This window comes from Variovorax sp. EBFNA2 (assembly GCF_033802765.1).
In the GTDB taxonomy this organism is placed as follows: Bacteria; Pseudomonadota; Gammaproteobacteria; order Burkholderiales; family Burkholderiaceae_C; genus Variovorax; species Variovorax paradoxus_H.
The window spans coordinates 5979371-5998424 of record NZ_CP138496.1 but is presented as its reverse complement, the minus strand read 5'-3'; the positions used below and the strand labels follow the sequence as shown (position 1 = coordinate 5998424).

Genomic DNA, 19054 nt, shown 5'->3' with positions numbered 1-19054 from the left:
CCAACGTGCAAGCCTGGTGGACATCCCATCTAGCCGAACACAAGGAACAGACATGAAGACCTCGCACATTTTCGCAGCCGCCGCCCTGACCCTCCTGGCCGCCACCGGCGTCCAAGCCGAGACGTACCAAGGCGTGACCCAAGTGATCTCGTCCAAGAGCCGCGACGAAGTCAACGCCGAAGCCCAGCGCACCGCCGCAGCCCCGAACCAGAACGTCGTGCGCGGTTCGCGCGGCGCGGAAACCGTGGCCGTGTCGAAGGACCGTTCGATCGTCGAAGCCGAAGCCATCCGCACCGCCTACGCTCCGGACCAGAACGTGACCTCGGGCTCGCGCGTCAACAGCAAGGTCGTCTCGACCATGGTGAACCCGATGGACGCACGCGTTCAAGCCCAGCAAGGTTCGGGCGCCGTCGCCAAGTAATTGGCCGCAAAGCCAGCCGCCTTCCGGGGCGGCCCGGGCTGACACAAGAAAGCCACGCATCCGCGTGGCTTTTTTCATGGGCGCTCGAAATGGAGGAGGGGGTCAGCGCGTGCGCGCCAGGTAGCGCTTGCGCCAGAAGACCACGACCAGCACCACCGCGATGACCAGCATGGCCGACATCGCGATCCAGAAGCCGTCGGCCTTGTGCACGAGCGGAATGAACTCGAAGTTCATGCCGAAGATGCCCGCGATGAGGTTCAGCGGCAGGAAGATGGCGGTGAGCGCGGTCAGCACCCGCATGATGTCGTTGGCCCGGTGGCCCTGGACGCTGAAGTGCATCTGCACGGCGGTCTCGGCGTTCTGCTCGAGCCGGTGCACGTGGTGCACCACGCGCTGGATGTGCTCCAGCACGTCGCGGCTGCGCACCATGATCAGTTCGCGCTCGCGCTGCGCCACCTCACCTTGCGGGGTGGGCAGTGTTTCGAGCGAATCGATCCAGTCCTGCATGGCGGCGCGCTGGTCTTCGCAGATCTCGTCGAGGCGGTGCAGCGACTGGCGTGCCTCCATGAGCGCGCTCCAGTTGGTGAAGCGGCTGCGCGGGTCGATGAGTTCGGTCTGCCAGTGGTCGAGCTGCTTCGTGAGTTCGCGGCGCATGTCGAGGTAGCCGTCGACGATCAGGTTGACGATGCGCAGCATCAGGTCGGCCGGGCTGGTCGGCAGGCGGGCCGAGGTGGCGCGCACGTCGAGCGCGGGCGTACCGCGGTCGTCAGGCGAAGCGGCCGCCAGCAGCCGGGCGGCGAAAGCGTCGCGCACGGTGCCGTCTTCGGGGTGCACCGAGAGCAGCACGCGGTCGAACACCGCGAAGCCGACCGGGCGGGTGTCGATGCGGCGCAGCACTGGCGGGCCGCCGCGCGACGGGCGCTGCGGCACCGACGGCTCGCTGGTGTTTGGGGTTTCAGCGCCGTTGCCCGTGGCCAGGCGGCGGAACACCAGCACGTCGTACTGCGAGGTGTAGTCGTAGTGCGAGGGCAGCTGGTCATTGAGCAGGTCGGCCACGTGCAGGTCGACGAGCTGGGTCTGGCACAGCGTCTGCAGGATCTGCTGCACCTCGGGCTGGGCGGCGCGGAATTCGTCGCGCGTCAGCGAAATCCAGAGGTAGCTGGCGGCGCTGCAGGCGCCCGGCACGGCCAGCGGCGCCAGCGAGGCGTGCTCGCTGACCTGCGAGCGGCTGATTTCGAAGATGCGCATGGACACTCGCCCCTGGTGGTTCTTCTTCCATGCCGAAAATGCAGTGGAAGCGCGACGGATATGTCGCGACAGCTATTATTTTTGTAGCAGTCGGGCGGCGTCAAGCGCGAAGTAGGTCAGCACGCCATCGGCGCCCGCGCGCTTGAAGGCCAGCAGGCTTTCGAGCACCACGGCGTCGTGGTCGAGCCAGCCGTTCTGGGCGGCGGCCTTGAGCATGGCGTACTCGCCGCTCACCTGGTAGGCGAAAGTGGGCACGTGGAACTCGTCCTTCACGCGGCGCACGATGTCCAGGTAGGGCATGCCGGGCTTCACCATGACCATGTCGGCGCCTTCGGCGATGTCGATGGCAACCTCGCGCAGGGCCTCGTCGCTGTTGCCAGGGTCCATCTGGTAGACCTTCTTGTTGCTCTTGCCGAGCGTGGCGGACGAGCCAACGGCATCGCGGAAGGGGCCGTAGAAGGCGCTGGCGTACTTGGCGCTGTAGGCCATGATGCGCGTGTGCACGTCGCCGCGGGCTTCGAGCGCAGTGCGGATCGCGCCGATGCGGCCGTCCATCATGTCGCTCGGGGCCACAATATCGACGCCGGCTTGCGATTGTGTGAGTGCCTGCTTCACCAGCACTTCCACGGTGGCGTCGTTGAGGATGTAGCCGGTGTCGTCGAGCAGGCCGTCCTGGCCGTGGCTGGTGTAGGGGTCGAGCGCAACGTCGGTCATGATGCCCAGCTCGGGGAAGCGCGCCTTGAGCGCAGCCACCACGCGGGGAATCAGTCCGGCGGGGTTGAAGGCCTCGTCGCCGGCGGGCGTCTTGAGGCTGGCGTCGATCACCGGGAACAGCGCCATCACCGGAATGCCGGCCTGCACGCACTGCTCGGCCACGGGCAGCAGCAGATCGAGGCTCAGGCGCTCCACGCCGGGCATCGAGGCCACGGCGTCGCGGCGCTTTTCGCCTTCCTGCACGAACACCGGGTAGATCAGGTCGTTCGTCGTCAGCGCATGCTCGCGCACCAGGTTGCGGGTGAAGGCGTCGCGGCGCAGCCGTCGCGGGCGGCCGGCGGGGAACATGGCGAGCGGGGAAAATGATGACGTCATATATCTAAAATTGTGCCTGAAGCCTCGGACGGCGCCTCAGGAGGGTTAGAAGCAAGTTGTCTGACAACTACGGAAATTAATAGAACTTAAGTTCTAGATTTTTGTTGTAAAAGTCAAAGAAACTGCCTCAATCGCTTGAAACCTTGTTTCGTCTTTGTTAGATTCTGAAGCGGGCGGCTTGCCGCTCCCCGCTTTTCCTCCCTGAGCGGGTGCCTTGATGTGTGACAGCAAAAGGGCTTCCCAGCCCGACGTGAAGACGTCGGGCTTTTTTTTGCCCGAAACCTTGGCAAAGGGCCCCGAAAGGGGTCAGTGTGCAGCCACCACTAAACTGCCGCCATGCTCTGGGTCAAATCTCTTCACATTGTTTTCATTGCCAGCTGGTTTGCCGGACTGTTCTATCTTCCGCGGATCTTCGTCAACCTGGCGATGGTGCCGCCCGAGTCGGTTGCGGAACGCGAACGCCTGCTGCTGATGGCGCGCAAGCTGCTGCGGTTCACCACCTTCCTGGCGGTGCCGGCGCTGGTGTTCGGTGCCTGGCTCTGGCTGGGTTACGGCATCGGACGCGGCCCGGGCAACGGCTGGATGCACGCCAAGCTGGCGCTGGTGCTGGTGGCCATCGGCTATCACCACGGCTGCGGCGTGCTGTTGCGCCGCTTCGTGGCTGGCGGCAATCGCCGCAGCGACCGCTGGTACCGCTGGTTCAACGAACTGCCCGTGCTGCTGCTGCTGGGCATCGTGATCCTGGTGGTGGTAAAGCCTTTCTGATGCCGTGTCGACGGTAGACATGCCGCACAAGTCTGCCGCGCTCCCCCTGGCGCTGGCGTATGCGGCGCTGATCGTCTATGCCAGCCTGTACCCGTTTGCCGACTGGCGTGACCAGGGGATCGCGCCCTGGGCCTACCTGTCGGCGCCCTGGCCCAAGTACTGGACGGGTTTCGACTTCGGGGTGAACGTGGCGGGCTACGTGCCCTTCGGATTCCTGTGCGCGCTGAGCGTGCTGCGCACGGGCAGCAGTCCCAGTGTGTGGCGTGGGTTGTTGCGCGCCACCGTGGCGGGCGCGGCGATCGCCTTTGCCATGGAGACGCTGCAGAGCTATCTGCCGGCGCGCATTCCTTCCAATGTCGACCTGGGGCTGAACACCGCCGGGACGGTGCTCGGCGCCGTGCTGGCCGCGGCGCTGGAGCGGCTAGGCGCGGTCGCCCACTGGGGCCGCGCGCGCTCGCAGTGGTTCGTCGAGGACGCGCGCGGCGGGCTCGTGCTGCTGGCGCTCTGGCCCTTTGCCCTGCTGTTTCCTGCAGCCGTCACCTTCGGCCTCGGCCAGGTCTTCGAGCGGCTGGAGGCGACGATTTCCGAGTGGCTGCTCGACACGCCCTTCATCGACTGGCTGCCCGTGCGCCAGTTCGAACTGGAGCCGCTGGTGCCGGCCGTGGAGTTGCTGTGCGTGATGCTCGGGGCGCTGGTGCCGTGCCTGCTGGGCTATCTGGTGGCACGCACCGTGGTGCAGCGCGCGGTGTTGCTGCCGCTGATCCTGCTTGCAGGCATGGCGGCCTCGGCCTTGTCGGCGGCGATGAGCTACGGTCCCGAGCATGCGTGGGCGTGGCTCGAGCTGCCGGCGCAGATCGGGCTGGCCGCGGCGGTGTTCGCAGGCGTGCTGCTGCTGTTCGCGCCGCGCCGCTTGTGTGGCGCGCTGCTGCTCATGGGGCTCGTGCTTCAGCTGAGCCTTCTGAACCAGGCGCCCGAGAGCGCCTACTTTGCGCAGACCCTGGCCACCTGGGAGCAGGGCCGCTTCATCCGTTTCCATGGCCTGGCCCAGTGGCTGGGCTGGTGCTGGCCCTTCGCGGTGCTGGTGTATGTGCTGGCCGCGCTGTCGCGCCGCCGCCGTCCTGCATCGCCTGCGTCCTGAGCACGCTCATAAAATCGATCGATGCCCAGCACCACTCCTGCCGCGCCGCCCGGCTACTACGGCCGCCACATCTTCTTCTGCCTGAACGAACGCAAGAACGGCGAAGACTCCTGCGCCCTGCACAACGCGCAGGAGGGCTTCGACCGCTGCAAGGCCAAGGTGAAAGAACAGGGGCTCGCCGGGCCCGGCAAGGTGCGCGTCAACAAGGCCGGCTGTCTCGACCGCTGCGCGGGCGGGCCCGTGGCTGTGGTCTACCCCGAGGCCGTCTGGTACACCTTCGTGGACGCGGAAGACATCGACGAGATCGTCGAGTCGCACCTGAAGAACGGCCAGGTCGTCGAGCGGCTGGTGTTGCCGCCCGACGTCGGCCGCTGAACTTTCCTGCGGGCCCCGTGCTCGTACCGTGCACGTTGCCGGCATCGCCGGCCCAGCCAACCCCAGCGCCATGAACTCCCAGACCGAAAAAATCAGCCTCCAGGGCGCCGCAGGCGTGATCGAGGTGCAGCGCGATTTGCCGGCCGGCGAAGCGCGTGGCATCGCGGTGATCGCCCATCCGCACCCGCTGTTCGGCGGCACGATGGACAACAAGGTCGTGCAGACCCTGGCACGCGCGTTCGTGTCCTGCGGATGGACGGCCGTGCGCTTCAACTTCCGCGGCGTCGGCGCCAGCGAAGGCGCTCACGATGAAGGGCGCGGCGAGCTTGAGGACATGCTGCATGTCGTCGGCCAGCTCGCCCCCGAAGGCCCGCTGGCGATTGCCGGCTTTTCCTTCGGTGCCTTCGTGGCCAGCTGTGCGGCCGAGAAACTCTGGGCCGCACGCGACGTGCGGCAACTGGTGCTGGTGGGCACGGCCGCCTCGCGCTTCTCGGTGGCCACGCTGCCGGCCGACGCGCACGAGCGCGCGCTGGTGGTCCATGGCGAAGCCGACGACACCGTGCCTCTCGCCGCCGTGATGGACTGGGCGCGTCCCCAGTCACTCCCTGTCACGGTAATTCCCGGGGGTGGCCATTTCTTTCACGGACAATTGCCGCTGCTCAAAAGCCTGGTCGCCCGCCATCTGCGCGCGGGCACCGCATGAAAGCCTTCCGGGCTTGTTTTCGCCTCTTCCCACACTCTCCATGAATCGTTTTTTCACTGCGCTTCGCGCATTGGTGCTGACCGCTGCTGCCTCGGTCGGCGTGATCGCCGCCGCCCAGATGCCGGCCCCGCCTGAAATCGCCGCGCGAAGCTATCTGCTGCTCGACGTGACCGCGAACCAGATCCTCGCGCAGAAGGACATCGACAGCCCCATCGAGCCGGCCTCGCTCACCAAGCTGATGACCGCGTACGTCGCGTTCGACGCGCTGCGCGCCAAGAAGATCACGCTGACCCAGACCCTGCCGGTGAGCCCGCGCGCCTGGAAGATGCCCGGCTCGCGCATGTTCATCGACCCCAAGATGCAGGTGCCGGTGGAAGACCTCATCAAGGGCGTGATCGTGCAGTCGGGCAACGACGCCACGGTGGCGCTGGCCGAAGGCGTGGGCGGCACGGTGGAGCACTTCGTCGAGATGATGAACGCCCAGGCCAAGGTGCTGGGCATGAAGAACACCACCTACAAGAACCCCGAAGGCCTCACTGCGCCCGGCCACACGACCACGGCGCGCGACCTGAGCATCCTGGCCACGCGCCTGGTGCGCGACTTCCCCGAAGAAGCCAAGTACTACGCCATCAAGAAGTACCGTTACCCGGGCACGCCGTCGACCAACGACACCAACCGCAACCTGCTGCTGTTCCGCGACCCGACCGTCGACGGCTTGAAGACCGGCCACACCGACGCCGCCGGCTACTGCATGATCGCGACCGCCAAGCGCGACTTCCCGAACCTGACCGGCGGCCGCCGCCTGCTGTCGATCGTGCTGGGCGCCAGCAGCGAGGCTGTGCGCGCCAACGAGTCGCAGAAGCTGCTGAACTGGGGCTACACGGCTTACGACGCCGTGCGCCTGTTCGAAGCCGGCCAGCCCGCCGCCACGCCCGCCGTCTGGAAGGGCAAGGCCAACGTGCTGAAGCTGGGTCGCCCCGAGGCCATCGTGGTCGCGGTGCCGACCGGTTCCGCCAGCAAGATCAAGACGCAGGTGTCGCGCCCCGATCCGCTGGTCGCGCCCTTCACCAAGTACCAGGCCGTCGGCTCGCTCAAGGTCACGCTGGACGACCAGCCCCTGGCCGACGTGCCGCTGGTGGCCCTGGAGCCGGTCGAGCAGGCCGGTGTCTTCGGCCGCGCCTGGGACGCCGTGCGTCTCTGGATCAAGTAAGAGGCGGGGAAAAGAGGCCTTGAAACAGGCGGTGGCGGGCGCTCCAGGCGCCTGACATTGCCATTTCAGACCTGCCTGCTATACTCGTGGGCTTTTCGGAATTTTCCGAAGGGTTTCACGTTTTCGTTATTCCCGGCTTCCCTGAGTCACGACCAGGGGCGGTTTCACCACCAGGGCCGGGTTGTTTTGGGACTAATTCATTCATGCCAACCATCAATCAACTGGTGCGTCAGGGTCGAACGGTCGAAAAGATCAATTCGAAGAGCCCTGCCATGCAGAACTCGCCGCAACGTCGCGGTGTCTGCACCCGCGTCTACACCACGACGCCCAAGAAGCCCAACTCGGCGCTTCGTAAAGTTGCCAAGGTCCGTCTGACCAATGGCTTCGAAGTCATCTCCTACATCGGCGGCGAAGGCCACAACCTGCAGGAACACAGCGTCGTGCTGGTTCGCGGCGGTCGTGTCAAGGACTTGCCCGGTGTGCGTTACCACATCGTGCGCGGTTCGCTCGACCTGCAAGGCGTGAAAGACCGCAAGCAGTCGCGTTCCAAGTACGGCGCGAAGCGTCCCAAGAAGGCTTAAGCCTTCCTGTCGTCAAAAAACAAGCGGTGTTCGATGGCCTTGGCGGGCTTGTCGAACGAAGTGACCCAATGTCGGGTCGAGTAAGTGAGAGTCCTGACTGGCTCTCGCGGTATCGGAAACGATGCCAACTGAAGCAAAGAGGTTAGAAAAATGCCACGTCGTCGCGAAGTCCCCAAACGTGAAATCCTGCCGGATCCCAAGTACGGCAATGTCGAGCTGTCCAAATTCATGAACGTGATCATGGAAGGCGGCAAGAAGGCTGTTGCCGAGCGCATCATTTACGGTGCCCTCGACTTCATCGAGAAGAAGAACCCGGACAAGGACCCCCTCGAAGCGTTCACCGTTGCCATCAACAACGTGAAGCCGATGGTCGAAGTGAAGTCGCGCCGCGTCGGTGGTGCGAACTACCAGGTGCCGGTCGAAGTCCGTCCTGTCCGTCGCCTCGCTCTGTCGATGCGCTGGATCAAGGAAGCTGCCCGCAAGCGCGGTGAGAAGTCGATGGCCCTGCGTCTGGCCAACGAACTGATGGAAGCCACGGAAGGCCGTGGCGGCGCCATGAAGAAGCGCGACGAAGTGCACCGCATGGCAGAAGCCAACCGCGCATTCAGCCACTTCCGCTTCTAAAAATCACACGTCTCTTGAGCGTTGGGGGTCGAGTGCCAGGCGAAATCGCCCGTGCTCGACGCCCAGCGCTCAACGCATTTAAACCCGAAAGTACACCATGTCCCGCAAGACCCCCATCGAGCGCTACCGCAACATCGGTATCTCCGCGCACATCGACGCTGGCAAGACCACGACGACCGAACGTATCCTGTTCTACACCGGTGTGAATCACAAGATCGGTGAAGTGCACGACGGTGCCGCCACGATGGACTGGATGGAGCAAGAGCAAGAGCGCGGCATCACGATCACCTCGGCTGCCACCACCTGCTTCTGGAAGGGCATGGCTGGCAAGTTCGAAGAACACCGCATCAACATCATCGACACCCCCGGCCACGTGGACTTCACCATTGAAGTCGAGCGCTCGATGCGCGTGCTGGACGGCGCTGTCATGGTGTATGACGCCGTCGGCGGCGTGCAACCCCAGTCGGAAACCGTCTGGCGCCAGGCCAACAAGTACAAGGTTCCGCGTCTTGCGTTCGTCAACAAGATGGACCGCACCGGCGCCGACTTCCTGCGTGTGCGTCAGATGATGGTGGACCGCCTGAAGGCCAACCCCGTCGTGATCCAGATCCCGATCGGTGCCGAAGAGCACTTCCAAGGCATCGTCGACCTCGTGAAGATGAAGGCGATCATCTGGGATGAAGACAAGGGCATCACGTTCACCTACGGCGACATCCCGGCCAACCTGGCCGATGTGTGCGCCGAGTACCGCGAAAAGCTCGTCGAAGCCGCTGCCGAAGCGAGCGAAGAGCTCATGAACAAGTACCTCGAAGGCAACGAGCTGACCGAAGAGGAAATCAAGGCTGCCATCCGCCAGCGCACCATCGCCGGCGAGATCCAGCCGATGCTGTGCGGCTCGGCCTTCAAGAACAAGGGCGTGCAGGCCATGCTCGACGCCGTCGTCGAATACATGCCCGCTCCGACCGACATTCCCCCGGTCACCGGCACCGACGAAGACGAGGCGCCCGTCACCCGCAAGGCTGACGACGGCGAGAAGTTCTCGGCGCTCGCATTCAAGCTGATGACCGACCCGTTCGTGGGTCAGCTGACCTTCGTGCGCGTCTACTCGGGCGTGCTGAGCAAGGGCGACAGCGTCTACAACCCGGTGCGCGGCAAGAAGGAGCGCATCGGCCGTATCGTGCAGATGCATGCGAACAACCGCGAAGAAGTCAGCGAAATCCGCGCCGGCGACATCGCCGCCTGCGTGGGCCTGAAGGAAGTCACCACGGGCGAAACCCTGTGCGACCCGGCAGCCGTCGTGACGCTCGAGCGCATGGTGTTCCCGGAATCGGTGATCTCGCAGGCCGTCGAGCCCAAGACCAAGGCCGACCAGGAAAAGATGGGCATCGCCCTGCAGCGTCTTGCGCAGGAAGATCCGTCGTTCCGCGTGAAGACCGACGAAGAATCGGGCCAGACCATCATCGCCGGCATGGGCGAGCTCCACCTTGAAATCATCGTGGACCGCATGAAGCGCGAATTCGGCGTGGAAGCCAACGTGGGCAAGCCGCAAGTGGCCTACCGCGAAACGATCCGCAAGACCGTCGAAGATGCCGAAGGCAAGTTCGTTCGCCAGTCGGGCGGCAAGGGCCAGTACGGCCACGTGATCCTGAAGATCGAGCCGCAGGAAGCAGGCAAGGGCTTCGAGTTCGTCGACGCCATCAAGGGCGGTGTGGTTCCTCGCGAATACATCCCTGCGGTGGAAAAGGGCGTCGTGGAAGCGCTGACGCAAGGCGTGCTGGCGGGCTACCCCGTCGTGGACGTCAAGGTCACGCTGCACTTCGGTTCGTACCACGATGTGGACTCGAACGAAATGGCGTTCAAGATGGCCGCGATCTTCGGTTTCAAGGAAGGCGCCCGCAAGGCCAACCCCGTGATCCTGGAGCCGATGATGGCCGTGGAAGTCGAAACGCCTGAAGACTACGCCGGCAACGTGATGGGCGACCTGTCCTCGCGTCGCGGCATGGTGCAGGGCATGGACGACATGATCGGTGGCGGCAAGTCAATCAAGGCCGAAGTGCCGCTGTCGGAAATGTTCGGCTACTCGACCACGCTGCGCTCGATGTCGCAAGGCCGCGCCACGTACACGATGGAGTTCAAGCACTACGCTGAAGCTCCGCGTAACGTTGCCGAAGCCATCGTGGCCGCTCGCGCCAAGTAAATTCAAGAATGCAGGGCCATGCAGTGCATGGCCCTTCTTGTCTGCGATCCGGTGCCGCCCTGTTCCCGTGCGGGGCGAACCAGCAATCGGATGCAGACATAAAACCAACACACGGGACATGCTCTTTCAAGGATTGAAAAATGGCAAAAGGTAAATTCACCCGCACCAAGCCGCACGTGAACGTGGGCACGATCGGTCACGTTGACCACGGCAAGACCACGCTGACGGCTGCGATCGCAACCGTTCTGTCGTCCAAGTTCGGCGGCGAAGCCAAGGCTTACGACCAGATCGACGCAGCGCCCGAAGAAAAGGCTCGCGGCATCACGATCAACACCGCGCACGTCGAGTACGAAACGGCCAACCGCCACTACGCACACGTCGACTGCCCCGGTCACGCCGACTATGTGAAGAACATGATCACGGGCGCCGCTCAGATGGACGGCGCCATCCTGGTGTGCTCGGCCGCTGACGGCCCGATGCCCCAGACCCGTGAGCACATCCTGCTGGCTCGCCAGGTGGGCGTGGGCTACATCATCGTTTTCCTGAACAAGTGCGACATGGTCGACGACGCCGAGCTGCTCGAGCTGGTCGAAATGGAAGTGCGCGAGCTGCTCGACAAGTACGAGTTCCCTGGCGACGACACCCCCATCATCCACGGCTCGGCCAAGCTCGCCCTCGAAGGCGACAAGGGCAAGCTGGGCGAAGAAGCCATCCTGAAGCTGGCCGAAGCGCTGGACACGTACATCCCCACGCCTGAGCGCGCTGTGGACGGCACGTTCCTGATGCCCGTCGAAGACGTGTTCTCGATCTCGGGTCGCGGCACCGTGGTGACCGGCGCTGTCGAGCGCGGCGTGATCAAGGTCGGCGAAGAAATCGAAATCGTCGGCATCCGCCCGACCGTCAAGACCACCTGCACCGGCGTGGAAATGTTCCGCAAGCTGCTGGACCAAGGTCAGGCTGGCGACAACGTCGGCGTGCTGCTGCGCGGCACGAAGCGCGAAGAAGTCGAGCGCGGCCAAGTGCTGTGCAAGCCCGGCTCGATCAAGCCGCACGTGCACTTCACCGCCGAGGTGTATGTCCTGTCCAAGGACGAAGGCGGCCGTCACACGCCGTTCTTCAACAACTACCGTCCGCAGTTCTACTTCCGCACGACGGACGTGACCGGCGCGATCGAGCTGCCCGCGGACAAGGAAATGGTCATGCCCGGCGACAACGTCAGCATCACCGTCAAGCTGATCAACCCGATCGCGATGGAAGAAGGCCTGCGCTTCGCCATCCGTGAAGGCGGCCGTACCGTGGGTTCGGGCGTCGTGGCCAAGATCCTCGACATCTAAGCTGGAAGCAAAGGAATCACCATGGCTACCAAGCAAAAGATCCGCATCCGCCTGAAGGCATTCGACTACAAGCTGATCGACCAGTCGGCCGCTGAAATCGTGGACACCGCCAAGCGCACCGGCGCGATCGTCAAGGGCCCCGTGCCTCTGCCGACCCGCATGAAGCGTTTCGACATCCTGCGTTCGCCGCACGTCAACAAGACGTCGCGCGACCAGCTGGAAATCCGCACGCACCAGCGCCTGATGGACATCGTTGATCCCACCGACAAGACCGTGGACGCGCTGATGAAGCTCGACCTGCCGGCCGGCGTCGACGTCGAGATCAAGCTGCAGTAATTCGACCTCGCGTCGCATTCCGAGCACAGCCCGCCTGCAGAAATGCAGGCGGGCTTTTTTGTGCTTCACGTTTGTTTATCAACTGTGGCATCCTCGCGCACCGGCCTGCAGGACGCAGTGCGCCGGGGCTGAAGCGAGGGCAGCACACGTGATGAGCCAAAAGTTCTCTTTTGCATTCGGTGCGGCGTGCATCGCCGCGGTGTTGCTGGCAGGTTGCGGTGGGGGAGGCGGTGGCGGAGGAGGCGGCGGCGCCGGATTTCCCATCGGTCTGCCGATCGTGCTGAACCCGGTCGCCCTGAGCGGGAAGGCCACCTACGATTCGGTACCGAACAACGACGGCCCCCTCCTGTACGCGAGCACCACGGCCAAGCCGGTGCGCGGCGCCACGGTGGAAGTGCTCGATGCCAACACATCGGTGCAGCTCGCGGTGACCACCACGGATGACAGTGGCAATTACACAGTCTCGGTGCCGGCCAATACCAGCATCAGCGTGCGCGTCCGGGCCCAGCTGACCCGGACCGGTCCGGGTGCCACCTGGGATGTGACGGTGCGGGACAACACCCGCGGCGACGCGCTGTACTCGATGCAGTCGGCGAGCTTCTCGTCGGGCAATACAGCATTGACGCGCGACCTGCGCGCGGACAGCGGCTGGGGCGGTTCGGGATACACCGGGACGCGGGTCGCGGCGCCGTTCGCCGTGCTCGACACGGTCTATACCTCCATGCAGAAGGTGCTGTCGGTGGCGCCGGCTTCGGCGTTTCCTTCGCTGAAGGTTTTCTGGAGCACGGACAACGCGCCGTCCACGTCCATCGACCTCGCAGCAGGGCAGATCGGCACGACCTTCTTTTTCAACAACGGAAGCAGTGGTCGGCAGATCTATGTGCTGGGCAAGGAGAACGTCGACACCGACGAATTCGACGCGCCGGTGATCGCGCACGAATGGGGTCACTACTACCAATCGGCCTTCAGTCGGGACGATTCGATGGGCGGCGCGCATGACGGGGACGACCGCCTCGACCGGCGGCTCGCTTTTTCCGAAGGCTGGGGCAATGCGTGGTCGGGCATCGCGCTGAACCGGAGCAACTACGTGGACTCGACGGGTGCGCAGCAGGGCGATGGCGGGCGACTGGATCTGTCTGTCGGGCCGCCGAGCGGCACGACCCCGGGCTGGTTCCGCGAACTGTCGGTCCAGGCCATCCTGTGGAACCTCAACCGGCAGGCCGGCTTCAAGCCCATCCACGACACCTTGACCGGTTTCCAGTTCCGCGGCGGGGCGCCGGTCACGTCGATCCATGCCTTTGCCGCAGCGTTCAAGGTGGCGTCGCCCGGCAGCACGTCGGCGCTGACGGGCCTGTTGAGCGCGCAGAACATCAGCTCCAGCGACGCGTACGGCGCGGGCGAATCGAACGATGGCGGGGTGCCCAGCGCGCTGCCGATGTACGGAGCCCTGACGGTGGGCCCGGCGCCAAGCAACGCCTGCGTCTCCAATGCGGCGGGCACAGGCAACAAGCACGGCAACATCGCCTATCTGCGCTTCATCGCGCCGGCGGACCGGGAGTACCGGGTCTCGATCGGGGGCGCCACGGTGCCGGACTTCGATCTCTTCAGGGGCGGGGAGATCGCCCGGTCGGGAAATACGGTCAGCCTGGGCGCGGGTGAGTACGTTCTGGCGGTGAGGGATGCTGCAATGGCCTCGACCCCCATCTCGCAGAAATGCCTCACCGTTCTCGTCCAGCAACAGTAGGAGGCCCAGTCATGACCCTGAATACTCGCTTCCCCTCGGCTGCGGCATTGACCTGGCTTGCCGTGTCCATGTTTCCGGTGTTGGCCCTGGCTGACGGGATGCCGTCGGCGCGCACCACTGCGAAGCTGTCGACTTCGGCCCAGAAGGGCGCAGCCACCCCTTGGGTGACCGCGTCGAGAAAACCCAACGACTCCGGCGTCAAGCTGCAGTACCGGCTGGATGGCGCGCCGCAGGCGGGCAAGCCGACCGTGGTCGTTCTGCAGTTCGACGGCGTCAGTGACCCGGCGGGCGCCGGCGTCACGCTGACGGTCGATGCGGGCCTGACGCTGTCCGGCAACGCGTCGCTGAGCCTGCCGCCGGGGCAACGCTCCGACGCCTCCGTCACGGTGGTCAGCGAGGGCGACGGCCTGGCCTACCTGAACGTGTTCATCAAGCAGGGCGGGCGGACCAGTGCCATTTCCATCCCGATCCAGACCGGCTCGGCAGCCCCCGCCATGAAGGGCAATGGCGAGATCAAGTCGCTGCCCAGCGGCGACCACATCATTTCGCTGCCTGCGAAATAGGCCCGAAGGCCGCTCCCAGGCGGGCCGGAAGCCCCTGAATCCGGTCCCAACAGGGCCACTTGCGCCCCGGTTCGACTGCGGGCTATAATCTCTGGCTCTGCCCTTGTTGCGTCCGTTCGGGCGTCGTTCTGGCAGAGATTTATCAACCTTCTCTCGCAGGCCGGGAAACCAGCCAAACGCTGTCGCCAATTGAAGTGGCAGCGGCGAAGGAAGTCTTCCATTTTTGGAGAAAACAAATGAGTCTGAGCAACTCCCTCGGGTTGCTGGGCCGCAAGGTGGGGATGATGCGTCTCTTCACCGATGACGGGGACGCAGTTCCTGTCACGGTGGTGGATGTGTCCAACAACCGTGTGACCCAGATCAAGTCCCAAGAGACCGACGGCTACGTCGCCCTGCAGGTGACGTTCGGTTCGCGCAAAGCATCGCGCGTGACCAAGCCCCAAGCCGGCCACCTTGCCAAGGCAGGTGTCGAAGCTGGTGAAATCATCCAGGAATTCCGCGTCACCGCCGATACCGCAGGTCAGCACAAGGCTGGCGGCGTCATCGCGGCAAGCAGCGTGTTCTCCGTGGGCCAGAAGGTGGACGTGCAAGGCACGACCATCGGCAAGGGCTTCGCCGGCACGATCAAGCGTCACAACATGAGCTCGCAGCGCGCGTCGCACGGTAACAGCCGTTCGCACAACGTGCCGGGCTCGATCGGCATGGCACAAGACCCCGGTCGCGTGTTCCCCGGCAAGCGCATGACGGGCCACCTCGGCGACGTCACCCGCACGACGCAAAACCTCGACGTGTTCCGCATCGACGAAGCACGTCAGCTGCTGCTCATCAAGGGCGCGATCCCGGGTTCGAAGGGTGGCTTCGTCACCGTGCGTCCCGCCATCAAGGCCAAGCCGCAAGCGGCTGAAGGAGCGAAGTAATGCAACTCGAACTCCTGAACGAACAAGGCCAGGCCGCGTCGAAGTACGACGCCCCCGAGACCGTGTTCGGCCGTGACTACAACGAAGACCTGGTCCACCAGATCGTCGTTGCATTCCAGGCCAACGCCCGCCAAGGCACGCGCGCCCAGAAGGACCGCGAACAGGTCAAGCACTCGACCAAGAAGCCTTTCAAGCAAAAGGGAACGGGCCGCGCCCGTGCCGGTATGACGTCCTCGCCCCTGTGGCGCGGAGGCGGCCGCATTTTCCCGAACATGCCTGACGAAAACTTCTCGCAGAAGATCAACAAGAAGATGTACCGCGCCGGCATGGCCGCCATCTTCTCGCAGCTCGCTCGCGAAGGCCGTCTGGCCGTGGTCGATTCGCTGACCGTGGATTCGCCCAAGACGAAGCCGCTGGCAGCCCGTTTCAAGGCAATGAATCTCGAGTCCGTGCTCGTGATCGCCGAAGAAGTCGACGAAAACCTGTACCTTGCCTCGCGCAATCTGGTCAACATCCTCGTGGTCGAACCCCGTTACGCCGATCCGGTGTCGCTGGTTCACTACAAGAAGGTGCTGGTCACCAAGGGTGCCGTCGACAAGCTCAAGGAGATGTTCGCATGAGCCGCGTGAACCCCACCCCTGCACAACGTAAGTTCGACGAAGGCCGTCTCATGAACGTGCTGGTCGCACCGATCGTGTCCGAAAAGGCCACGATGGTCGGCGAGAAGTCGAACGCTGTCACTTTCAAGGTGCTGCAAGACGCCACCAAGCCCGAGATCAAGGCCGCTGTTGAACTGATGTTCAAGGTCGAAGTCCAGGGCGTGTCGGTGCTCAACACCAAGGGCAAGACCAAGCGCTTTGGCAAGTCCATCGGCCGCCGCGACAACGTTCGCAAGGCTTATGTGACGCTGAAGGCCGGTCAAGAGCTCAACCTCGTCGGGGAAGGCGCTTAATCATGGCCGTCATCAAGATGAAACCCACTTCGCCGGGCCAACGCGGCGCGGTGAAGATTTCGCGTGACCACCTGCACAAGGGTGCGCCTCACGCAGCCCTGCTGGAACCCCAGTTCCAGAAGGCCGGCCGTAACAACAACGGTCACATCACGATCCGCCATCGTGGCGGTGGTGCCAAGCACCACTACCGCATTGTCGACTTCGTGCGCAACAAGGACGGCATCCCGGCCAAGGTCGAACGCATCGAGTACGACCCGAACCGCACCGCCCACATCGCTCTGGTCTGCTACGCCGACGGCGAGCGCCGCTACATCATCGCCCCGCGCGGTCTGGAAGCTGGTGCAACCCTGATGTCGGGCGCCGAAGCTCCGATCCGCGCCGGCAACACCCTGCCGATCCGCAACATCCCCGTGGGTTCGACGATCCATTGCATCGAACTGCAACCCGGCAAGGGTGCGCAGATCGCTCGTTCGGCCGGTACCTCGGCCACGCTGCTGGCCCGTGAAGGCGTCTACGCCCAGGTCCGCATGCGTTCGGGCGAAGTCCGCCGCATTCACATCGAATGCCGCGCGACCATCGGTGAAGTGGCGAACGAAGAACACAGCCTGCGCCAGCTCGGCAAGGCCGGTGTGAAGCGTCACATGGGTATCCGCCCGACCGTTCGCGGCGTGGTGATGAACCCGGTCGACCACCCGCACGGTGGTGGCGAAGGCAAGACTGGCGAAGGCCGCCATCCTGTCGACCCGTGGGGCAATCTGACCAAGGGCTATCGCACCCGTAACAACAAGCGCACGCAGGTCTTCATCGTGTCGCGTCGCAAGAAGTAAGGGATAGCCAATGACTCGCTCTCTCAAAAAGGGTCCTTTCGTCGACCACCACCTGGTGGCCAAGGCCGACAAGGCCGTGACGAACAAGGACAAGAAGCCGATCAAGACCTGGTCGCGCCGCTCGATGGTTCTGCCCGAGTTCATCGGTCTGACCATCGCTGTGCACAACGGCAAGCAACACGTGCCCGTGTACATCACCGACCAGATGGTCGGTCACAAGCTCGGCGAATTTGCGCTCACGCGCACATTCAAGGGGCACCCCGCGGACAAAAAAGTCCAGAAGAAGTAAGGAACGACCATGTCTGAAACACGTGCAGTCCTCCGCGGTGTCCGCCTGTCGGTCGACAAGGGCCGTCTGGTCGCGGACCTGATCCGCGGCAAGAAGGTCGATCAAGCGCTCAACGTTCTGCAATTCACGCAGAAGAAGGCCGCTGTGATCATCAAGAAGGTGCTCGAGTCGGCCATCGCCAACGCCGAGCACAACGACGGTGCCGACATCGACGAGCTGAAGGTCAAGACCATCTACGTCGAGCAAGGTGCAACGCTCAAGCGCTTCACGGCGCGCGCCAAGGGTCGCGGCAATCGCATCAGCAAGCCCACGTGCCATGTGTACGTGACGGTCGGCAACTAAGAAGGCCTGGAAGAAATATGGGACAGAAAATCCACCCAACCGGGTTCCGCCTTGCGGTCACCCGTAACTGGTCCAGCCGTTGGTACGCAAGCGACCGCGATTTCGCGGGCATGCTGGCCGAAGACATCAAGGTTCGCGAATACCTGAAGAAGAAGCTGAAGAACGCTTCGGTGTCGCGCGTCATGATCGAGCGTCCCGCCAAGAACGCACGCATCACGATCTACTCGGCTCGTCCGGGCGTCGTGATCGGCAAGAAGGGCGAAGACATCGAAAACCTCAAGCGCGAACTGGGCAAGCAGCTCGGCGTGCCGGTGGCAGTGAACATCGAAGAAGTGCGCAAGCCTGAAATCGATGCGCAGCTGATCGCCGACAGCATCACGCAGCAGCTCGAAAAGCGGATCATGTTCCGCCGTGCCATGAAGCGCGCCATGCAAAACGCCATGCGTCTGGGTGCCCTGGGCATCAAGATCATGTCGTCGGGCCGCCTCAACGGCATCGAAATCGCTCGTTGCGAGTGGTACCGCGAAGGTCGCGTGCCCCTCCACACGCTGCGCGCCGACATCGACTACGGCACCTCGGAAGCCAAGACCACGTACGGCGTCATCGGCGTCAAGGTCTGGGTCTACAAGGGCGACACGCTGGGTCGTAACGACCTGCCGGCCGTCGAAACGCCGCGTCCGGACGAAGAGCGCCGCCCGCGTGGTCCCCGCCGTGATGGTCGCCCTGGCGACCGTCCGGGTGGCGACCGTCGTGGTCCCGGCCCCCGTGCCGGTGCCCGTGGTCCGATCGGTGGCAACACCGCTCCGGCCGATGGCAGCGACAAGCCCGCAGAAGCAACCGGCGGTGCCGGTGCAGACTCGAAACCCGCCGTTAAGCGCGTCCGCAAAGCCGCGCCCGCTGCAGCAGCGGACGGTGCCAAGACCGAGTAATCGGTCGCTCCCGGGCACGCAAGTGCCTGGGGCCCTCACGGAGTAACAAAACATGCTGCAACCTGCACGAAGAAAGTTCCGCAAGGAACAAAAGGGCCGCAACACCGGCATCGCAACCACGGGTAACTCGGTTGCGTTCGGTGATTTCGGTCTCAAATGCACCGACCGCGGCCGCCTCACGGCGCGCCAGATCGAAGCCGCTCGTCGCGCGATTTCGCGTCACGTGAAGCGCGGTGGCCGTATCTGGATCCGCGTGTTCCCGGACAAGCCAATCTCTACCAAGCCCGCTGAAGTGCGGATGGGTAACGGTAAGGGCAACCCCGAGTACTACGTCGCTGAAATTCAGCCTGGCAAGATCGTGTTCGAGATCGTCGGCGTGCCCGAAGAACTCGCCCGCGAAGCGTTCCGCCTGGCCGCCGCCAAGCTTCCGCTGCGTACGACGTTCGTCGCTCGCCAGCTCGGCGCCTGAG

At 64.2% G+C, this 19054-nt stretch carries 23 protein-coding genes; 21 read left to right on the top strand and 2 right to left on the bottom strand.

The features are described 5' to 3' along the window. The first annotated feature begins 52 nt into the window (after positions 1-52). Entirely contained in the window at positions 53-421 is a 369-nt protein-coding gene (locus RZE79_RS28220; RefSeq protein ID WP_101491334.1) for a DUF4148 domain-containing protein, read from the top strand. A gap of 102 nt (positions 422-523) precedes the next feature. Here RZE79_RS28220 and RZE79_RS28215 read toward each other — a convergent pair whose 3' ends face one another. Together RZE79_RS28215 and hemB are read right to left on the bottom strand one after the other, a co-directional pair. After that, positions 524-1669, bottom strand: coding sequence for a magnesium transporter CorA family protein (locus RZE79_RS28215; protein ID WP_153281769.1), 1146 nt, complete (start codon positions 1667-1669; stop codon positions 524-526). A 75-nt stretch (positions 1670-1744) separates the two neighbouring features. Next, a complete protein-coding gene (gene hemB, locus RZE79_RS28210) occupies positions 1745-2731 on the bottom strand; it encodes a porphobilinogen synthase (protein ID WP_319357768.1) in 987 nt (328 codons plus the stop codon). A gap of 363 nt (positions 2732-3094) precedes the next feature. Here hemB and RZE79_RS28205 point away from each other — a divergent pair, with 363 nt between their 5' ends. From RZE79_RS28205 to rplP, 20 genes are all read left to right on the top strand, one after another. Then, positions 3095-3523 carry a CopD family protein gene (locus RZE79_RS28205; RefSeq protein ID WP_319357767.1) on the top strand — a complete coding sequence of 143 codons (429 nt, stop codon included), beginning with the start codon at positions 3095-3097 and terminating at the stop codon, positions 3521-3523. Positions 3524-3542: 19 nt separating this feature from the next. Further along, positions 3543-4661 carry a VanZ family protein gene (locus RZE79_RS28200; protein ID WP_319357766.1) on the top strand — a complete coding sequence of 373 codons (1119 nt, stop codon included), beginning with the start codon at positions 3543-3545 and terminating at the stop codon, positions 4659-4661. A 21-nt stretch (positions 4662-4682) separates the two neighbouring features. After that, a complete protein-coding gene (locus RZE79_RS28195) occupies positions 4683-5036 on the top strand; it encodes a ferredoxin (RefSeq protein WP_153281771.1) in 354 nt (117 codons plus the stop codon). A gap of 70 nt (positions 5037-5106) precedes the next feature. Next, positions 5107-5739, top strand: coding sequence for an alpha/beta fold hydrolase (locus RZE79_RS28190; RefSeq protein ID WP_319357765.1), 633 nt, complete (start codon positions 5107-5109; stop codon positions 5737-5739). Positions 5740-5779: 40 nt separating this feature from the next. Next, positions 5780-6949, top strand: coding sequence for a D-alanyl-D-alanine carboxypeptidase family protein (locus RZE79_RS28185; RefSeq protein ID WP_153281773.1), 1170 nt, complete (start codon positions 5780-5782; stop codon positions 6947-6949). Between the two features lie 203 nt (positions 6950-7152). Continuing rightward, positions 7153-7530 carry a 30S ribosomal protein S12 gene (gene rpsL, locus RZE79_RS28180; protein ID WP_013543948.1) on the top strand — a complete coding sequence of 126 codons (378 nt, stop codon included), beginning with the start codon at positions 7153-7155 and terminating at the stop codon, positions 7528-7530. Between the two features lie 150 nt (positions 7531-7680). Beyond that, complete coding sequence (gene rpsG, locus RZE79_RS28175; RefSeq protein ID WP_007829591.1) at positions 7681-8154, top strand: 30S ribosomal protein S7; 474 nt, start codon at positions 7681-7683, stop codon at positions 8152-8154. Positions 8155-8251: 97 nt separating this feature from the next. Then, on the top strand, positions 8252-10351 hold the full coding sequence (gene fusA, locus RZE79_RS28170) for an elongation factor G (protein ID WP_153281774.1): 2100 nt from the start codon (positions 8252-8254) through the stop codon (positions 10349-10351). 140 nt (positions 10352-10491) lie between these two features. Continuing rightward, positions 10492-11685 (top strand): elongation factor Tu, encoded by a 1194-nt coding sequence (gene tuf, locus RZE79_RS28165; protein WP_099793527.1) that lies wholly within the window; start codon positions 10492-10494, stop codon positions 11683-11685. 21 nt (positions 11686-11706) lie between these two features. Then, positions 11707-12021 (top strand): 30S ribosomal protein S10, encoded by a 315-nt coding sequence (rpsJ, locus tag RZE79_RS28160; protein WP_007838118.1) that lies wholly within the window; start codon positions 11707-11709, stop codon positions 12019-12021. A gap of 151 nt (positions 12022-12172) precedes the next feature. After that, complete coding sequence (locus RZE79_RS28155) at positions 12173-13765, top strand: carboxypeptidase-like regulatory domain-containing protein (protein ID WP_319357764.1); 1593 nt, start codon at positions 12173-12175, stop codon at positions 13763-13765. An 11-nt stretch (positions 13766-13776) separates the two neighbouring features. Continuing rightward, positions 13777-14328, top strand: coding sequence for a hypothetical protein (locus RZE79_RS28150; RefSeq protein WP_319357763.1), 552 nt, complete (start codon positions 13777-13779; stop codon positions 14326-14328). Between the two features lie 236 nt (positions 14329-14564). Then, positions 14565-15245, top strand: a complete 681-nt coding sequence (gene rplC / locus RZE79_RS28145; protein WP_153281776.1) for a 50S ribosomal protein L3 — start codon at positions 14565-14567, stop codon at positions 15243-15245. Further along, positions 15245-15865, top strand: a complete 621-nt coding sequence (gene rplD / locus RZE79_RS28140; RefSeq protein WP_013543942.1) for a 50S ribosomal protein L4 — start codon at positions 15245-15247, stop codon at positions 15863-15865. Before rplC ends, rplD begins: the two co-directional genes overlap by 1 nt. Next, complete coding sequence (gene rplW, locus RZE79_RS28135) at positions 15862-16197, top strand: 50S ribosomal protein L23 (RefSeq protein WP_056576559.1); 336 nt, start codon at positions 15862-15864, stop codon at positions 16195-16197. Before rplD ends, rplW begins: the two co-directional genes overlap by 4 nt. Before the next feature lie 2 nt (positions 16198-16199). Continuing rightward, complete coding sequence (gene rplB, locus RZE79_RS28130; protein WP_056576555.1) at positions 16200-17024, top strand: 50S ribosomal protein L2; 825 nt, start codon at positions 16200-16202, stop codon at positions 17022-17024. Between the two features lie 10 nt (positions 17025-17034). Beyond that, positions 17035-17313: a 30S ribosomal protein S19 gene (gene rpsS / locus RZE79_RS28125; protein WP_062478874.1), complete on the top strand. Its 279-nt coding sequence runs from the start codon at positions 17035-17037 to the stop codon at positions 17311-17313. 9 nt (positions 17314-17322) lie between these two features. Next, positions 17323-17655 carry a 50S ribosomal protein L22 gene (gene rplV, locus RZE79_RS28120; protein ID WP_007838134.1) on the top strand — a complete coding sequence of 111 codons (333 nt, stop codon included), beginning with the start codon at positions 17323-17325 and terminating at the stop codon, positions 17653-17655. Positions 17656-17672: 17 nt separating this feature from the next. Next, positions 17673-18584: a 30S ribosomal protein S3 gene (gene rpsC, locus RZE79_RS28115; RefSeq protein ID WP_056576551.1), complete on the top strand. Its 912-nt coding sequence runs from the start codon at positions 17673-17675 to the stop codon at positions 18582-18584. 52 nt (positions 18585-18636) lie between these two features. Next, complete coding sequence (gene rplP / locus RZE79_RS28110) at positions 18637-19053, top strand: 50S ribosomal protein L16 (protein ID WP_007838137.1); 417 nt, start codon at positions 18637-18639, stop codon at positions 19051-19053. Position 19054 lies beyond the last annotated feature (1 nt).

Coding starts and splice junctions, on each gene's coding strand:
- RZE79_RS28220 (WP_101491334.1), top strand. CDS start 53: ATGAAGACCTCGCACATTTTCGCAGCCGCCGCCCTGACCCTCCTGGCC.
- RZE79_RS28215 (WP_153281769.1), bottom strand. CDS start 1,669: ATGCGCATCTTCGAAATCAGCCGCTCGCAGGTCAGCGAGCACGCCTCG.
- hemB (WP_319357768.1), bottom strand. CDS start 2,731: ATGTTCCCCGCCGGCCGCCCGCGACGGCTGCGCCGCGACGCCTTCACC.
- RZE79_RS28205 (WP_319357767.1), top strand. CDS start 3,095: ATGCTCTGGGTCAAATCTCTTCACATTGTTTTCATTGCCAGCTGGTTT.
- RZE79_RS28200 (WP_319357766.1), top strand. CDS start 3,543: ATGCCGCACAAGTCTGCCGCGCTCCCCCTGGCGCTGGCGTATGCGGCG.
- RZE79_RS28195 (WP_153281771.1), top strand. CDS start 4,683: ATGCCCAGCACCACTCCTGCCGCGCCGCCCGGCTACTACGGCCGCCAC.
- RZE79_RS28190 (WP_319357765.1), top strand. CDS start 5,107: ATGAACTCCCAGACCGAAAAAATCAGCCTCCAGGGCGCCGCAGGCGTG.
- RZE79_RS28185 (WP_153281773.1), top strand. CDS start 5,780: ATGAATCGTTTTTTCACTGCGCTTCGCGCATTGGTGCTGACCGCTGCT.
- rpsL (WP_013543948.1), top strand. CDS start 7,153: ATGCCAACCATCAATCAACTGGTGCGTCAGGGTCGAACGGTCGAAAAG.
- rpsG (WP_007829591.1), top strand. CDS start 7,681: ATGCCACGTCGTCGCGAAGTCCCCAAACGTGAAATCCTGCCGGATCCC.
- fusA (WP_153281774.1), top strand. CDS start 8,252: ATGTCCCGCAAGACCCCCATCGAGCGCTACCGCAACATCGGTATCTCC.
- tuf (WP_099793527.1), top strand. CDS start 10,492: ATGGCAAAAGGTAAATTCACCCGCACCAAGCCGCACGTGAACGTGGGC.
- rpsJ (WP_007838118.1), top strand. CDS start 11,707: ATGGCTACCAAGCAAAAGATCCGCATCCGCCTGAAGGCATTCGACTAC.
- RZE79_RS28155 (WP_319357764.1), top strand. CDS start 12,173: ATGAGCCAAAAGTTCTCTTTTGCATTCGGTGCGGCGTGCATCGCCGCG.
- RZE79_RS28150 (WP_319357763.1), top strand. CDS start 13,777: ATGACCCTGAATACTCGCTTCCCCTCGGCTGCGGCATTGACCTGGCTT.
- rplC (WP_153281776.1), top strand. CDS start 14,565: ATGAGTCTGAGCAACTCCCTCGGGTTGCTGGGCCGCAAGGTGGGGATG.
- rplD (WP_013543942.1), top strand. CDS start 15,245: ATGCAACTCGAACTCCTGAACGAACAAGGCCAGGCCGCGTCGAAGTAC.
- rplW (WP_056576559.1), top strand. CDS start 15,862: ATGAGCCGCGTGAACCCCACCCCTGCACAACGTAAGTTCGACGAAGGC.
- rplB (WP_056576555.1), top strand. CDS start 16,200: ATGGCCGTCATCAAGATGAAACCCACTTCGCCGGGCCAACGCGGCGCG.
- rpsS (WP_062478874.1), top strand. CDS start 17,035: ATGACTCGCTCTCTCAAAAAGGGTCCTTTCGTCGACCACCACCTGGTG.
- rplV (WP_007838134.1), top strand. CDS start 17,323: ATGTCTGAAACACGTGCAGTCCTCCGCGGTGTCCGCCTGTCGGTCGAC.
- rpsC (WP_056576551.1), top strand. CDS start 17,673: ATGGGACAGAAAATCCACCCAACCGGGTTCCGCCTTGCGGTCACCCGT.
- rplP (WP_007838137.1), top strand. CDS start 18,637: ATGCTGCAACCTGCACGAAGAAAGTTCCGCAAGGAACAAAAGGGCCGC.